10 protein-coding genes are annotated in these 15,622 nt (G+C 73.5%); 7 read left to right on the top strand and 3 right to left on the bottom strand.

Going from position 1 to position 15,622, the window contains the following annotated elements; all coding sequences use genetic code 11:
• Positions 1 to 80: 80 nt before the first annotated feature.
• The 3 genes from ABT129_RS05750 to ABT129_RS05760 form a co-directional block, all read right to left on the bottom strand.
• A complete protein-coding gene (locus tag ABT129_RS05750; protein WP_351896980.1) occupies positions 81 to 1,541 on the bottom strand; it encodes a glutamate synthase subunit beta in 1,461 nt (486 codons plus the stop codon).
• Positions 1,534 to 6,093 (bottom strand): glutamate synthase large subunit, encoded by a 4,560-nt coding sequence (gltB, locus tag ABT129_RS05755; RefSeq protein WP_351896982.1) that lies wholly within the window; start codon positions 6,091 to 6,093, stop codon positions 1,534 to 1,536. Before gltB ends, ABT129_RS05750 begins: the two co-directional genes overlap by 8 nt.
• Before the next feature lie 547 nt (positions 6,094 to 6,640).
• A complete protein-coding gene (locus ABT129_RS05760) occupies positions 6,641 to 7,369 on the bottom strand; it encodes a VIT1/CCC1 transporter family protein (protein WP_351896984.1) in 729 nt (242 codons plus the stop codon).
• A 252-nt stretch (positions 7,370 to 7,621) separates the two neighbouring features.
• On the opposite strand from ABT129_RS05760, the gene ABT129_RS05765 reads away from it, so the two are divergent.
• Genes ABT129_RS05765 through ABT129_RS05795 form a run of 7 tightly spaced genes read left to right on the top strand, consistent with a single transcriptional unit; the run spans position 7,622 to position 15,615 of the window.
• Positions 7,622 to 8,620 carry an ADP-ribosylglycohydrolase family protein gene (locus ABT129_RS05765; protein WP_351896987.1) on the top strand — a complete coding sequence of 333 codons (999 nt, stop codon included), beginning with the start codon at positions 7,622 to 7,624 and terminating at the stop codon, positions 8,618 to 8,620.
• Positions 8,617 to 10,068, top strand: coding sequence for an ADP-ribosylglycohydrolase family protein (locus ABT129_RS05770; protein ID WP_351896988.1), 1,452 nt, complete (start codon positions 8,617 to 8,619; stop codon positions 10,066 to 10,068). Before ABT129_RS05765 ends, ABT129_RS05770 begins: the two co-directional genes overlap by 4 nt.
• Complete coding sequence (locus ABT129_RS05775) at positions 10,049 to 11,200, top strand: ADP-ribosylglycohydrolase family protein (RefSeq protein WP_351896991.1); 1,152 nt, start codon at positions 10,049 to 10,051, stop codon at positions 11,198 to 11,200. The genes ABT129_RS05770 and ABT129_RS05775 overlap by 20 nt, the downstream gene beginning before the upstream one ends.
• Complete coding sequence (locus ABT129_RS05780) at positions 11,197 to 12,621, top strand: ADP-ribosylglycohydrolase family protein (RefSeq protein WP_351896993.1); 1,425 nt, start codon at positions 11,197 to 11,199, stop codon at positions 12,619 to 12,621. Before ABT129_RS05775 ends, ABT129_RS05780 begins: the two co-directional genes overlap by 4 nt.
• Entirely contained in the window at positions 12,618 to 13,538 is a 921-nt protein-coding gene (gene rbsK / locus ABT129_RS05785) for a ribokinase (protein WP_351896996.1), read from the top strand. The genes ABT129_RS05780 and rbsK overlap by 4 nt, the downstream gene beginning before the upstream one ends.
• Positions 13,535 to 14,785 (top strand): CaiB/BaiF CoA transferase family protein, encoded by a 1,251-nt coding sequence (locus ABT129_RS05790; protein ID WP_351896998.1) that lies wholly within the window; start codon positions 13,535 to 13,537, stop codon positions 14,783 to 14,785. Before rbsK ends, ABT129_RS05790 begins: the two co-directional genes overlap by 4 nt.
• Complete coding sequence (locus tag ABT129_RS05795; protein WP_351897000.1) at positions 14,782 to 15,615, top strand: HpcH/HpaI aldolase/citrate lyase family protein; 834 nt, start codon at positions 14,782 to 14,784, stop codon at positions 15,613 to 15,615. Before ABT129_RS05790 ends, ABT129_RS05795 begins: the two co-directional genes overlap by 4 nt.
• The last annotated feature ends 7 nt before the right edge of the window (positions 15,616 to 15,622 follow it).

The raw sequence follows: 15,622 nt of genomic DNA on the forward strand, positions 1-15,622 counted from the left end.
CCCAGTCGTCCGGTCGGGGACATTCGGGGGGCGCCGCGCTCAGTTCCGCACGTCGTTGTACGGGACGTTCTGGGGGCCGGTCAGACCATCAGGGAACGGTCCGTCGGGCGGATCGGGGCCGGCAGGGAGCTGGCTCCGGTCAGGAAGCGGTCCACGCCGCGGGCCGCGGAGCGGCCTTCGGCAATCGCCCAGACGATGAGCGACTGGCCACGGCCGGCGTCTCCGGCGACGTACACGCCATCGACATTGGTGGCGAAGTCCGCGTCTCGGGCGATGTTACCCCGCGCGTCGAGGTCCAGACCAAACTGGCCGACGAGACCGTTCTCCACGTCCGTGCCGGTGAAGCCCATCGCGAGGGTGACCAGCTGGGCGGGGATCTTGCGCTCCGTGCCCGGCTTCTGGGTCAGCTTGCCCTCGACGAACTCGACCTCGACGAGGTGGAGGAACTGGACGTTGCCGTCCTCGTCGCCCTCGAAGTGGGTGGTGGAGACGGAGTAGACCCGCTCGCCGCCCTCCTCGTGCGCGGAGGTGACCTTGTACAGCATGGGGAAGGTCGGCCAGGGCTGGCCGGCGTTCCGGTCCTCGCCCGGTCGCGGCATGATCTCCAGCTGGGTGACCGAGGCGGCGCCCTGGCGGTGGGCGGTGCCGACGCAGTCGGCGCCGGTGTCGCCGCCGCCGATCACGACGACGTGCTTGCCCTCGGCGGTGATCGGCGGGGTCACGAAGTCGCCTTCGACGACCTTGTTGGCGAGCGGCAGGTACTCCATCGCCTGGTGGATGCCCGCCAGCTCACGGCCCGGGGCGGGCAGGTCGCGGGCGGTGGTGGCACCGGCGGCGATGACGACGGCGTCGTACCGCTTGCGCAGGTCGGTGGCCGTGATGTCGCGGCCGATCTCCACGCCCGTGCGGAACTTGGTGCCCTCCGCGCGCATCTGCTCGATGCGGCGGTTGATGTGCCGCTTCTCCATCTTGAACTCGGGGATGCCGTACCGGAGGAGACCACCGATCCGGTCCGCGCGCTCGAAGACGGCGACGGTGTGGCCGGCCCGGGTCAGCTGCTGGGCGGCGGCGAGTCCGGCCGGGCCGGAGCCGATGACGGCGACGGTCTTGCCGGAGAGCCGCTCGGGCGCCTGCGGCTTGACGTCGTTCGCGTCCCAGGCCTTGTCGATGATGGAGACTTCGACGTTCTTGATGGTGACGGCCGGCTGGTTGATGCCGAGCACGCACGCGGACTCGCACGGCGCCGGGCAGAGGCGGCCGGTGAACTCCGGGAAGTTGTTGGTGGCGTGCAGGCGCTCCTGCGCCGCCGACCAGTCCTCGCGGTAGGCGTAGTCGTTCCACTCGGGGATCAGGTTCCCGAGGGGACAGCCGTTGTGGCAGAACGGGATGCCGCAGTCCATGCAGCGGCCGGCCTGCTTGCTGATGATCGGCAGCAGGGAGCCGGGAACGTAGACCTCGTTCCAGTCCCTGACGCGCTCTCCCACCGGCCGGGTCTCGGCGACTTCGCGCCCGGTGGTCAGGAAGCCCTTGGGGTCAGCCATGGGTCGCCGCCTCCATCATCTTCTCGGTGGTCTCCGTCTCGGAGAGACCGGCGAGCTCAGCGGCGTCCTTGGCGGCGAGCACTGCCTTGTACGTGGTGGGGATGATCTTGCTGAACCGGTCCGCGCCGGCGGTCCAGTCGGCGAGGAGCTTCTCGGCGACCGTGGAGCCGGTCTCCTCGTGGTGGCGGCGCACGACGTCGTGCAGCCAGTCCTTGTCGGTGTCCGACAGGGCTTCGACCGCCCCCAGGTTGCCGGGGTTGACGTTGTCCCGGTCGAGGTCGATGACGTAGGCGACGCCGCCGGACATGCCGGCCGCGAAGTTGCGTCCGGTCTCGCCGAGGACGACCGCCGTACCGCCGGTCATGTACTCGCAGCCGTGGTCGCCCACGCCCTCCGAGACGACCAGGGCGCCGGAGTTGCGGACGCAGAAGCGCTCGCCGGTGCGGCCGCGGAGGAACAGTTCGCCCCCGGTCGCGCCGTACCCGATGGTGTTGCCCGCGATGGTCGAGTACTCGGCGAGGTGGTCGGCGCCCCGGTCGGGACGGACGATCACACGGCCGCCGGAGAGGCCCTTGCCGACGTAGTCGTTCGCGTCGCCCTCCAGGCGGAGGGTGACACCGCTCGGCAGGAAGGCACCGAAGGACTGGCCGGCCGAGCCGGTGAAGGTGATGTCGATGGTGTCGGCCGGGAGGCCCGCGCCGCCGAACCTCTTCGTCACCTGGTGGCCGAGCATGGTGCCGACCGTGCGGTTGATGTTGCGGATGGCGACCTGCGCGCGGACCGGCTGGGCCTGCTCGGCGGAGGCGGCGTTCAGGGCCTCGGCGGCGAGCTGGATCAGCTCGTTGTCGAGGGCCTTCTCCAGGCCGTGGTCCTGCTCGATCAGGGCGTGGCGGACCGCGCCCTCGGGCAGCTCCGGCACGTAGAAGAGCGGCTCCAGGTCGAGACCCTGCGCCTTCCAGTGGGTGACGGCGCGGCTGGTGTCGAGCAGCTCGGCGTGGCCGACGGCCTCTTCGATGGTGCGGAAGCCCAGCTCGGCGAGGATCTCGCGGACCTCCTCGGCGATGAACTCGAAGAAGTTGACGACGAACTCGGGCTTGCCGGAGAAGCGGTCGCGCAGGACCGGGTTCTGGGTGGCGATGCCGACCGGGCAGGTGTCCAGGTGGCAGACGCGCATCATGACGCAGCCGGAGACGACGAGCGGCGCGGTCGCGAAACCGAACTCCTCGGCGCCGAGCAGCGCGGCGATGACGACGTCGCGGCCGGTCTTGAGCTGGCCGTCGGTCTGGACGACGATCCGGTCGCGCAACCCGTTGAGCAGCAGCGTCTGCTGGGTCTCGGCGAGGCCGAGCTCCCAGGGTCCGCCGGCGTGCTTCAGCGAGGTGAGCGGCGAGGCGCCCGTTCCGCCGTCGTGGCCGGAGATGAGGACGACGTCCGCGTGGGCCTTGGAGACACCGGCGGCGACCGTGCCGACGCCGACCTCGGAGACCAGCTTCACGTGGATGCGGGCGACCGGGTTGGCGTTCTTGAGGTCGTGGATCAGCTGCGCGAGGTCTTCGATGGAGTAGATGTCGTGGTGCGGCGGCGGCGAGATGAGGCCGACGCCGGGCGTCGAGTGACGCGTCCTGGCGACCCACGGGTAGACCTTGTGGCCGGGCAGCTGGCCGCCCTCGCCGGGCTTGGCGCCCTGCGCCATCTTGATCTGGATGTCGTCCGCGTTGACCAGGTACTCGCTGGTGACGCCGAAGCGGCCGGAGGCGACCTGCTTGATGGCGGAGCGGCGGGCCGGGTCGTAGAGGCGGTCGGGGTCCTCGCCGCCCTCACCGGTGTTGGACTTGGCGCCCAGCTGGTTCATGGCGACGGCGAGGGTCTCGTGCGCCTCGCGGGAGATGGAGCCGTACGACATGGCGCCGGTGGAGAAGCGCTTGACGATCTCGGCGACCGACTCGACCTCGTCGATCGAAATCGCGGGGCGGTCGGAGGTGAAGCCGAAGAGGCCGCGGAGCGTCATGAGGCGCTCGGACTGCTCGTTCACCCGGTCCGTGTACTGCTTGAAGATGTCGTACCGCTTGTTGCGCGTGGCGTGCTGCAGGCGGAAGACGGTCTCCGGGTCGAACAGGTGCGGCTCGCCCTCGCGGCGCCACTGGTACTCGCCGCCGATGTCGAGGGCGCGGTGGGCCGAGGGGACGCCGGAGACGGGGTACGCCTTGGTGTGCCGGGCGGCGACCTCCTTGGCGACGACGTCGAGTCCGGCGCCGCCGATCTTGGTGGCCGTGCCGTTGAAGTACGTGGCGACGAAGGTCTCGTCGAGGCCGACGGCCTCGAAGACCTGGGCGCCGCGGTAGGAGGCGACGGTGGAGATGCCCATCTTGGACATGACCTTGAGGACGCCCTTGCCGAGGGCGTAGATCAGGTTCCGGATGGCCTGCTCGGGCTCCAGCCCCTCTATGAAGGTGCCGGCCCGGACCAGGTCCTCGACGGACTCCATGGCGAGGTACGGGTTGACCGCCGCGGCGCCGTAGCCGATGAGCAGGGCGACGTGGTGGACCTCGCGGACGTCACCGGCCTCGACGAGCAGACCCACCTTGGTGCGCTGCTTGGTACGGATGAGGTGGTGGTGGACGGCCGCGGTGAGCAGCAGCGAGGGGATCGGCGCGTGCTCGGCGTCGGAGTGCCGGTCGGAGAGCACGATGAGGCGGGCGCCGCCCTCGATGGCGGTGTCGGCCTCGGCGCAGATCGCGTCGATGCGGGCGGCGAGGGACTCGCCGCCGCCGGAGACGCGGTAGAGGCCGGAGAGGGTCGCGGCCTTCATGCCGGGCATGTCGCCGTCGGCGTTGATGTGGATGAGCTTGGCCAGCTCGTCGTTGTCGATCACCGGGAAGGGCAGCGTGACGCTTCGACACGACACGGAGGTCGGTTCGAGCAGGTTGCCCTGGGGGCCCAGCGAGGAGCGCAGCGAGGTCACGAGCTCTTCGCGGATGGCGTCCAGCGGCGGGTTGGTGACCTGCGCGAAGAGCTGGGTGAAGTAGTCGAAGAGCAGCCGCGGGCGGGCGGAGATGGCCGCGATCGGCGAGTCCGTGCCCATGGAGCCGAGGGGCTCGCCGGCGGTGCGGGCCATCGGGGCGAGGATGACGCGGAGCTCTTCCTCGGTGTAGCCGAAGGTCTGCTGGCGGCGGGTGACCGAGGCGTGGGTGTGCACGATGTGCTCGCGCTCGGGGAGGTCGGAGAGCTCGATCTCGCCGGTCTCCAGCCACTCCGCGTAGGGGTTCTCGGCGGCGAGGGCGGCCTTGATCTCGTCGTCCTCGACGATGCGGTGCTCGGCGGTGTCGACGAGGAACATCTTGCCGGGCTGGAGGCGGCCCTTGCGGACGACCTTGGCGGGGTCGATGTCGAGGACGCCGACCTCGGAGGAGAGAACGACGAGGCCCTCGTCGGTGACCCAGTAGCGGCCGGGGCGCAGACCGTTGCGGTCGAGGACCGCGCCGACCTGGACGCCGTCGGTGAAGGTGACGCAGGCCGGGCCGTCCCAGGGCTCCATCATCGTGGAGTGGTACTGGTAGAAGGCGCGGCGGGCGGGCTCCATGGTCTCGTGGTTCTCCCACGCCTCCGGAACCATCATGAGGACCGCGTGGGGCAGCGAGCGGCCGCCGAGGTGGAGCAGCTCCAGGACCTCGTCGAAGGAGGCCGAGTCGGAGGCGTCCGGGGTGCAGATCGGGAAGATCCGGTCCAGCGAGCCCTCGCCGAAGACCTGGGAGTCGAGCTGGGCCTCGCGGGCGGTCATCCAGTTCCGGTTGCCCTTGACGGTGTTGATCTCACCGTTGTGGGCCACGAAGCGGTACGGGTGGGCCAGCGGCCAGCTCGGGAAGGTGTTGGTGGAGAACCGGGAGTGGACCAGGGCCACGGCGGTGGCGCAGCGGCGGTCCGACAGGTCCGGGAAGAAGGGCTCCAGCTGGCCGGTGGTCAGCATGCCCTTGTAGACGATGGTGCGGGCGGAGAGCGACGGGAAGTAGGTCGCGGCCTCGCGCTCGGCGCGCTTGCGCAGGACGAAGGCCTTGCGGTCGAGCGCGATGCCCGAGTTCTCGCCGTCGGCGACGAAGAGCTGGCGGAAGACCGGCATGGTGGCGCGGGCGGAGGCGCCGAGCAGCTCGGGGGCGACGGGGACCTCGCGCCAGCCGAGGACGTTCAGGCCCTCGTCGGCGGCGATCGCCTCGATCTTCGCGGCGGTCTCGTCGGTGCCGTCCTCGGGGAGGAAGGCGATGCCGACGGCGTACGCGCCCGCCTCGGGGAGCTCGAATCCGGCGACCTCGCGGAGGAAGGCGTCGGGGACCTGGAAAAGGATGCCGGCGCCGTCACCGGAGTCGGGCTCGGAGCCGGTGGCGCCGCGGTGCTCGAGGTTGCGCAGTACGGTCAGCGCCTGCTCGACCAGCGCGTGGCTGGCTACACCGGTGAGGGTGGCCACGAACCCGACACCGCAGGCGTCGTGTTCGTTACGGGGGTCGTACATCCCCTGCGGAGCAGGGCGACCGTCCATGGGCGACCAGGCGTCGGAACGCATCGGCTCTCCCGTCGTCGTCGTGGCTGGGGGCATCTCCCAGACCACGTCTGGGGGAGCGTCTGCCGAGGGACGACGTTGGCCCTCCGCGAAATTTCGTGCAGGTTACATGATGGCTGGCTTCTCGCGAAGTGGATAGCGCATTCCAACATGCGGACACCACCGATACGGAGCGGTGGTGTGGGTTCACCTGTGGGGTGCGGGGTCAGAGGCCTGTCCCGCGGGGACGGATCGGGGTGGTCCGGAGGGGCTCCGGGTCGCCGACGTTCCGTCGACCGAGTGGGCTTCGTTGCCCACCGACGCTTCTGCCTCATTCCCGTTGGTCACAGGTTCGAAACCGCCGAGTAACCGGCTATGTATGTGGCGTCCCGCATAGTGTCTCATCGCCGCGGCGGATCGGGCCAGGGAGATACGTCACAGCGGTTCCGGGGCTTTGATCCCGGTATGGACGCCGCTCGCCGGACGCGAGACCGGCGGGCCCCCGGACCGGGGGCCCGCCGGCGCGAGCGGGGGGGTGCCGGGCGCTGGTCCCGGCGGCAGGGATACGGGGTTACAGCGCGGCCCCGAGGAGCATGCCGAGCCCGTACGTGACGGCGGCGGCGGCGCCACCGAGGACCAGCTGACGCAGTCCGCTGAAGAGCCAGCCCCGGGCGGTCACCCGGGCCACGAGCGCACCGCAGGCGAAGAGGCCGAGGAGCGCGAGCAGCACCGCCGGCCAGAGCGCGGTCGCCCCGAGCAGGAACGGCAGCACGGGCAGCAGCGCGCCGAGCGCGAACGAGCCGAAGGACGAGACCGCGGCGACCGTCGGCGACGGCAGGTCGTCCGGATCGATGCCGAGTTCCTCGCGGGCGTGGATCTCCAGGGCCTGCTCGGGATCCTTCGACAGCTGCATCGCGACCTCGCGGGCGAGCGCGGGCTCGACGCCGCGGGAGACGTAGAGCGCGGCGAGCTCCTCCATCTCGTCGATCGGGTGCTTGCGCAACTGGCGTCGTTCGACGTCCAGTTCCGCCTGGACGAGCTCACGCTGCGAGGCGACGGAGGTGTATTCGCCGGCGGCCATCGAGAAGGCACCGGCCGCGAGTCCGGCGAGGCCGGTGATGACGACGGTCTGCGTGGAGACCGCGCCACCGGCGACGCCGGTCATCAGGGCGAGGTTGGAGACGAGTCCGTCCATGGCACCGAAGACGGCCGGACGGAGCCAACCGCCGTTCACGTCACGGTGCGTGTGGTTGTCGCGGTGGGCCTCGTGCAGTGGCGCCTGAGCTTCGATGATGGACATGGCTCTCCCCTTCGTTCCGGCGGGCCGGGTTGCACCCGCCTCCCCCAACACCTCGAAAATACGCGCGATGTAAGGGGCGTGCCAGCAAGGCAGGCCGTACTTACTAAGGGGTGCCTTGCCGTGTCCGCCGCTTCTGGCGTGCTGTCAGGCGGGTGACAGAGACGTTTCTTCGGCGAGTTCGCGGCCCGTGGTGGCACAGATCCAGGCATCGGGGCGCCATGGGTGCGCCTCCACCCAGGAAGGGGCCGCGCAATGGTGATGACCACGGCATGCGACACGCGTGAAAGGGCGAGGGGGGCGCTTCTCGGCCTCGCCGTCGGCGACGCGCTCGGCGCGCCCGCCGAGAACATGCGGCCCTCCGAGATCCGCCGCCGCTGGGGCCGCATCGAGGGATTCCTGACGGACAGCCCGGCGGGCACCGACGACACCGAGTACGCCATCTTCTCGGCGCTGCTCCTCGCCCGGCACGGCTCGGCCCTCACCGTCCACCATGTGGAACGGGCCTGGCACCACTGGATCGCCGACCTCGACGAAGGCCCGTTCCGCGGGGCGGGCTTCTCCGAGCGCGGCACCCTGGAGAACCTCCGCCGGGGTCTCGCCGCGCCGATCTCCGCCCAGCACCGGCACGCCTGGAGCGACGGTCTCGCCATGCGCGCCGCGCCCTTCGGGGTCTTCGCGGCCGGCCGCCCGGCGGAGGCGGCCCGTCTCGTCGCCATCGACGGCAGCGTCAGCCACGACGGCGAGGGCATCTACGGCGGCCAGGCGGTCGCGGCGGGCGTGGCGGCGGCGATGACCGGGGCGAGCGTGACCTCGGTGATCGCGGCGGCCCTCTCGGTCGTCCCGATGGACTCCTGGACGGCCCGCTCGCTGCGCCGCGCGGTCGTCGCCGCCCGGCGCGTCCATCCCGACCCGCTCACCCGCGAACGCCAGGTCCGCTCGGCGGTCGTGATCGGCGGCTACCCGTGGACGGACCTGGCACCGGAGGCGGTGGGCCTGGCGTTCGGCGCGTTCGCCGCCGCCCGCGGGGACTTCCGCACGGCGGTCCTGACAGCCGTCAACATGGGCCGCGACGCCGACACCACGGCGGCGGTGGCGGGCGCCCTGGCCGGCGCGGCCGGCGGCCTGAGGTCGATCCCCGAGGACTGGGCCACGGCCATCACCCCGGTCACGGGCAGCTGCCTCCCCTCCATGCGCGGCTACCACGTCCTGGACGTGGCGGACCTCCTGACCCCCGAGGAGGACGCGGCATGAACACACTGCCGAACTCCGACCCCCCGCTCGGCACCCCCCAGAACCCGGCCACCCCGCCGGTGCGGGGCGCCGACTCCCCGGACCTCCTCACCCCGGGAGCCACCAGCACCCACTCCCCGGACCTCCTCACCCCTGGAGCCACCGGCGCCCACTCCCCGACCCTCGCCCCGGGAGCCCTCGCACCCGGCATCGCCACTCCGGCCCCCGCCCCCCTCCGCGGCACCGGTGCATGGGCCGTCGGCGCCCCCGAGGCCCCGCCGCCCGACCCCCCGGCGGCGGACACGCGGGACCGCGCCCCCACACCCGCCGGCCGCGACGCCGTCGAGGGGCTCCTCCTGGGGCTCGCCGGGGGCGACGCCGCCGGATGGCCCGCCGCCCGCCACCGCGCCGCCCGCATGCCCGAGTGGACCCGCCGGCTCACCCGCGAGCTCGACACCTTCGCCGAGCAGAACGCGACGACCACCCTCCCCGTCCCCATCGCCCTGAACCAGCCCCCCGAGCCCCTCCGCCTCGGCCCGTCCGACGACGCCGAGTGGGCGGTCTTCACCGCCGAGGCGATCCTGACCGCCTCCGGCCCGGTCTTCGCCGGCCTCCCGCCGGAGCGCCGGCTCCGGGCCGCCGTCGACCTCGCCTGGAACGCCCTCGCCGGTCAGGTCGCCGCAGCCGCCGACCGCGCGCCGGAGGTCGAGTCCGCCGTTCTCCCGCTCCGCGCGCGGATCTCCGTCCGCGCGGGGCTAGGCAACCTCGCCACCGGACTGCGCCCGCCCGCAACCGGCCACGACAACCCGCACTTCTTCGACGACGCGGCCTGCGTCCGGGCCGCCGTCCTGGCCCTGGTCCACCCCGGCGACCCCCGGGCCGCCGCCGAACTCGCCGAGTTCGACGCCCGGTACACCCAGGACGGCGACGGCGTCCACGGCGCCCGCGCGATGGCGGCGGCCGTCGCCGCCGCCCTCGGCGGGTCGACGGTCGGCGAGGCCGTGGAGGCGGCGCTCGCCGAACTCCCGCCCGTCACGGAGATCGGCCGCAACGCCCGGCACGCGGTGAAGCTGGCCCGGACGGCCGGTTCGGCCTTCGAGCTGGTCCCGCTCCTGGAGCACCAGATCGTGGACCACGTCTACAGCTACGGCATCGCCGCCGCCGAGACCGTCCCGGTGGCGCTCGCGCTCGCCACCGCCGCCCGGGGCGAGATGACGTCCGCCGTACCGGCCGCCGCCTGTCTCTCCCGGGTCGCCGACTCCGCCCCCGCGCTCGCGGGCGCGCTCACCGGGGCGCTGGGCGGGAGCCGTTCGGTGCCGGGGACGTGGCGCGAGGCGTGCCGGACCCTGGCGGGGTGCGCGCTGCCGCGACTCGCGGGGACGGACCTGGTCGAACTCGCCGGGTTGCTCGCAGCCACGGAACCGGCCGCCCCGGGTGGACAATTCCGACATGACACCCACACTGGATGACCGGATCACCGGCAGTCTCCTCGGGGCCGCCGTCGGCGACGCGCTCGGCGGCCCCGTCGAGGGCTACACCCCCGAGCAGATCGTGGAGCGCCACGGCGGCCGGGTCACCGGGATCGTCGGCCCCTGGAACCGCGACGAGTGGCGCACCGCGCGCCCCATCGCCCCGTACCACAAGGGCGACGGGCACGTCACCGACGACACCTTGATGACCCACGCCCTGATCCGGGTGTACGAGCAGGTCCGCGACCACCTCGACGCGTACGCGGTCGCGGACCGCCTCGTCCCCGAACTCATGGGCTCCCCGGTCTGGATCCCGGAGCTGGAGGCGGAGGCGCTGCCCCTCCAGCGGATCTTCCTCGCCGAGAAGTGGATCGTGACCCGGCTGCACTACGGCCATGTGGACCCGCGCGAGGCCGGCAGCGGCAACATCGTCAACTGCGGGGCCGCGATGTACATGGCGCCGGTCGGGCTGGTCAACGCGGCCCACCCGGAGGCCGCGTACGCCGAGGCCCTCGACGTGACGGGCGCGCACCAGTCCTCGTACGGCCGTGAGGCGGCGGGAGTGTTCGCGGCGGCGGTGGCGGCGGCGTGCGTGCCGGGCGCCACGCCGTCCTCGGTGGTCGCCGCGGTCCTGGCCCTGGCGAAGGACGGCACGCGGTCGGCGATCGAGGCGGTCGTGGAAGTGGCGTCCGGCCAACGGGACTTCGAGTCGGCGCTCGCCCCGCTGCGCAAGGCGGTGGCCCCCTTCGACTCGGTCGGCCCCGACTACCGCTCGCCCTCCCTGGGCGCCCGGCGCCCCTCCCGGCTGCACGCGATCGAGGAGCTGCCGATCGCGCTCGGCATGCTCCTCGTCGGCGAGGGCGACTTCCGCCGTACGGTCCTGGGCGCGGTCAACTACGGCCGCGACTGCGACTCCATCGCCACGATGGCGGGCGCGATCGTGGGCGCGCTGCACGGGGAGTCGGCGGTGCCCGCCGACTGGGCGAAGCGGGTGGCGGAGGCGAGCCGGCTGGATCTGCACGCCCCGGCGAGGGCGCTGTCCGAGGTGGCCCGCGAGGTCTTCGCCCGGGACGCGGAACGCCGCCGGGCGCACGAGTCGGCGTTCGCGGCCCTGACGAGCGCGGCCCGGTGAACCTCCGCCTGACCTGGGTCCAGCCGGAGGACCTGGTGGGACACGAACTCCGTCAGGCGGCGGAGGACGGGCGTGACGCGACCGGGATCGCGGCCCGCTGGCAGCGGGCGGGCGGCCCTCCGGCCCCGCCCTCGGCCGGCGCCTCCCCCGTCCCCCGCCCGGAGCTCCGCCCCCTGGCGGAGGAACTCCTGGCGGCCCTGGCCGCGCTGGCCCCCGCCCGGGCCGTGGACGAGGCCCCCGCAGGGTGGGAGCGTCCCCGGACGGAGCCCGGGGGTGGGGCGGAGCCGCCGGGCCCCGGCCCCCTGCCCGACTCCCGGCCGGCCCCGGACGAGGCTCCGCACCCCCCGGGCCCGGGGAGGGACACCGCCCTCCGCGACCGTCTGCACGCCGCCTGGCTGGGCCGCGCCGCCGGCTGTCTCCTCGGCAAGCCGGTCGAGAAGCTCCCCCTCCCCGCCATCCGCGCCCTCGCCCGCGCCACCGGCAACTGGCCCCTCTCCACCTGGTTCACCGCCAAGGGCGTCCCGCCCGAGCTGCTCGCCGCCCACCCCTGGAACCGTCGCTCGGCCCCGACCTCCCTCGCCGAGAACATCGACGGGATGCCCGAGGACGACGACCTCAACTACCCCCTCCTCAACCTGCTGCTCCTCCAGCGGTACGGCCGCGACTTCACCACCGCCGACGTCGCCCGGCTCTGGCTCGACGAGCTGCCGGCCGGCCGCACCTTCACGGCCGAGCGGATCGCCTACCGCAACCTCCTCGACGGCGTCGAGCCTCCGCTGACCGCCGTCCACCGCAACCCGTTCCGCGAGTGGATCGGAGCCCAGATCCGGGCGGACGTCCACGGCTGGACCCACCCGGGCGACCCGGCCGCCGCCGCCGCGCAGGCGTACCGGGACGCCACCCTCACCCACACCGCGAACGGCGTGTACGGCGCCATGTTCGTCGCCGCCACCCTCGCCACCGCCGCGACCGGCACCACCGACGTCCACCAGGCGCTCGCCTCCGGTCTCGCCGTGATCCCGCCGCGCTCCCGCCTCGCGGTGGCCGTCCGCCGGGGCATCGGACTCGCCCGTGACACGGCGGACTTCGACCCGGTCGTCGACCGTCTGCACGCCGAACTCGGCGGGTACCACTGGGTGCATGCCGTCCCCAACGCCGCCCTGCTCGCCGCCGCCCTCACCCACGCCGACGGCGACTTCACCCGCTCCATCTGCGCCGCGGTCTCCGGCGGCTGGGACACCGACTCCAACGGCGCCACCGCGGGCTCGGTCGCCGGGCTGCTCGCCGGGCACCCGGACCGGCTCCCGGAGCGCTGGACCTCGCCCCTCAAGAACCGTCTCGCGACCTCCGTCCCGTCCTTCGACGGCATCGGTTTCGACACCCTGGCCGACCTGACCCACCTGGAGGCGGTACGCCCATGACCAGCATCGTCGTGCTCGGCAGCACGAACATGGATCTCGTCGCCTATGTGCCCAGGGCCCCGGCCCTCGGCGAGACCGTCACCGGCCGTTCCTTCCGTACGGTCCCCGGCGGCAAGGGCGCCAACCAGGCCGTCGCCGCCGCCCGCGCGGGCGGCGAGGTGGCGATCATCGGCGCCGTCGGCGCGGACGACTTCGGCGAGCGGCTCCGGGCCAACCTGGAGCACTGCTCGGTGGACACCGATCTCCTCCGCACCGTCGAGGGCGCCTCCGGCACCGCCCACATCGTCGTCGACGACGAGGGCGGCAACGCGATCGTCGTCATCCCCGGCGCGAACGGCACCGTCACCTCCCTCACCCACGGCGACGAGGCGCTCATCGGCACCGCCGACGCCCTGCTCCTCCAGCTCGAACTCCCCCTCTCCGTCGTCGTGGAGGGCGCCACGACCGCCCGCCGGCTCGGCGTGCGGACCGTCCTCACCCCCGCCCCGGCCCAGCCGCTGCCTCCCGAACTGCTCGCCGTCACCGACCTGTTGGTGCCCAACGAGCACGAGGCCGCCGCGCTCACCGGTCTGACCGACCCCCGCGAGGCGGCCCTGGCCCTGCTGAAGGACGTCCCCGAGGTGGTCGTCACCCTGGGGGCGGCCGGCAGCCTGTACGCGGTGCGGGGCGCCGACCCGCTCACGGTGCCCGCGCCCCGGGTCCGGGCCGTGGACACCACCGGGGCCGGCGACACCTTCGCCGGCGCGCTGGTGGTCGCGCTCGCCGAGGGCCGCCCGGCCCCCGAGGCGCTCGCCTGGGCGCAGACCGCCGCCGCGCTCTCCGTCCAGCGCGAGGGCGCGTCGACGTCGATGCCGTTCCGCACCGAGATCGAGGCGGCCTTCGGCTCCCTCGGCGAGAGGGAGACCGACGCCGTATGACGACCACGCCGCGCACCGCCACCGCCGCGCCCTCCGCGCCCGCTCCCGGGTCTCCTCCGGCCCGCTCCCCCCTTCACGGTCTGCGCGTGCTGGATCTGGCGACCCTGTTCGCCGGCCCGCTGGCGGCCATGATGCTCGGCGACTTCGGCGCCGACGTCGTCAAGGTCGAGCACCCCCGCAAGCCCGACCCGTCCCGCGGGCACGGGCCCGCCAAGGACGGCATCGGCCTCTGGTGGAAGGTCCTCGGCCGCAACAAGCGGACGATCACCCTCGACCTGTCGTCCCCGGGCGGCCGGGACACCCTCCTCGCGCTCGCCGCCGACGCGGACGTGATCGTGGAGAACTTCCGGCCCGGCACCCTGGAACGCTGGGGTCTGGGCTGGGAGGAGCTCTCCACGGTCAACCCGCGTCTGGTGCTCACCCGGGTCACCGGCTTCGGCCAGTTCGGCCCGTACGCCCACCGCCCCGGCTTCGGCACCCTCGCCGAGGCGATGAGCGGCTTCGCCGCCATCACCGGCGAGCCCGAGGGCCCGCCCACCCTGCCCCCCTTCGGCCTGGCCGACTCGATCGCCGCCCTCGCCACGGCGTACGCGGTGATGACCGCGCTCACCGCGAGGACGACGACCGGCCGCGGCCAGGTCGTCGACATGGCGATCATCGAACCGATGCTCTCCGTCATCGGACCCCACCCCCTCTGGTACGACCAGCTCGGCTACGTCCAGCCCCGCACCGGCAACCGCTCCCGCAACAACGCCCCGCGCAACACCTACCGGACCGCCGACGGCTCCTGGGTCGCCGTCTCCACCTCCGCCCAGTCGATCGCGGAGCGGGTCCTGCGGCTCGTCGGCCGCCCGGAGCTGATCGACGAGCCGTGGTTCGCCGACGGCACGGGCCGGGCCGCGCACGCGGACGAACTGGACGAGGCGGTCGGCACCTGGATCGGGCGCCGCACCCGCGACGAGGTCATGGACGCGTTCGAGAAGGCGGAGGCGGCGATCGCCCCCGTCTACGACATCCGGGACGTCGTCGACGATCCCCAGTACCGGGCGCTCGGCACCGTCACCGAGGTGCAGGACCCCGAACTCGGCCCGATCAGGATGCAGAACGTCCTCTTCCGCCTCTCCGAGACGCCGGGAGCCATCCGCTGGCCCGGCCGCCCGCACGGCGCCGACACCGCCGCCGTCCTCGGCGAACTCGGTCTCACCCCCGGCGAGATCGACGCCCTGCGCGACCAGGGGGCCGTATGAGCGACACGGCCGGGGCCCACGGTCCCGGCCGGCCCCGCACACCCCTCACCTGGCTGTACGCCCCGGGCGACCGGCCCGCGGTCGTGGCCAAGGCGCTGTCCTCCGGCGCCGACGTCGTCATCGTCGACCTGGAGGACGCCGTCGCCCCGCACCGCAAGGCGTACGCTCTCGACGCCACGGCCGATCTGCTCGCCGACACCCACCCCGTCCCGGTGCACGTCCGCGTCCACACCCCGCACGACATCCCCACCCTGGCCCCCCTCCCCGGCCTCCGCGGTCTCCGTGTACCCAAGGTGACACACGCCACCGACATCCACCGGATCGCCGCACTCGCCCCCGGCCTCCCCCTCTACCCGCTCCTGGAGAACGCCCTCGCCGTGGAGCACGCGTACGCCATCGCCGCCGCCCATCCCGCCGTGCGCGGCATCGCGCTCGGCGAGGCGGACCTCCGCGCCGACCTGGGGGTACGGGAGGACAGCGCGCTCGACTGGTCGCGCGGCCGGGTCGTCGTCGCGGCCCGCGCGGCCGCCCTCCCGCCGCCGGCCCAGTCGGTCCACCCCGACATCGGCGACCTGGACGCCCTGGCCGCCGGCTGCGCCCGGGGCCGGTCGATGGGCTTCCTCGGCCGGGCGGCGATCCACCCCCGCCAGCTCCCGGTCATCGAGCGGGCCTACCTCCCCACCCCGGAGGAGATCGACGCGGCGCGGGAGGTCGTCGAGGCGGCCGGGGCCGAGCGGGGCGCCCTGGCCCTCCCGGACGGCCGCTTCGTCGACGCGGCGGTGGTGGAGGGCGCCCACCGGGTCCTCGCCCTCGCCGCCCGGACAGCCTGACCCGTAC

The sequence above is a fragment of the Streptomyces sp. NPDC002057 genome (assembly GCF_040296665.1).
Taxonomy (GTDB): domain Bacteria; phylum Actinomycetota; class Actinomycetes; order Streptomycetales; family Streptomycetaceae; genus Streptomyces.

Bases quoted from the DNA above. Each gene is read 5' to 3' on its own strand.
- ABT129_RS05750 (WP_351896980.1), bottom strand. From the start codon at position 1,541: ATGGCTGACCCCAAGGGCTTCCTGACCACCGGGCGCGAAGTCGCCGAG.
- gltB (WP_351896982.1), bottom strand. From the start codon at position 6,093: ATGCGTTCCGACGCCTGGTCGCCCATGGACGGTCGCCCTGCTCCGCAG.
- ABT129_RS05760 (WP_351896984.1), bottom strand. From the start codon at position 7,369: ATGTCCATCATCGAAGCTCAGGCGCCACTGCACGAGGCCCACCGCGAC.
- ABT129_RS05765 (WP_351896987.1), top strand. From the start codon at position 7,622: ATGGTGATGACCACGGCATGCGACACGCGTGAAAGGGCGAGGGGGGCG.
- ABT129_RS05770 (WP_351896988.1), top strand. From the start codon at position 8,617: ATGAACACACTGCCGAACTCCGACCCCCCGCTCGGCACCCCCCAGAAC.
- ABT129_RS05775 (WP_351896991.1), top strand. From the start codon at position 10,049: ATGACACCCACACTGGATGACCGGATCACCGGCAGTCTCCTCGGGGCC.
- rbsK (WP_351896996.1), top strand. From the start codon at position 12,618: ATGACCAGCATCGTCGTGCTCGGCAGCACGAACATGGATCTCGTCGCC.
- ABT129_RS05790 (WP_351896998.1), top strand. From the start codon at position 13,535: ATGACGACCACGCCGCGCACCGCCACCGCCGCGCCCTCCGCGCCCGCT.
- ABT129_RS05795 (WP_351897000.1), top strand. From the start codon at position 14,782: ATGAGCGACACGGCCGGGGCCCACGGTCCCGGCCGGCCCCGCACACCC.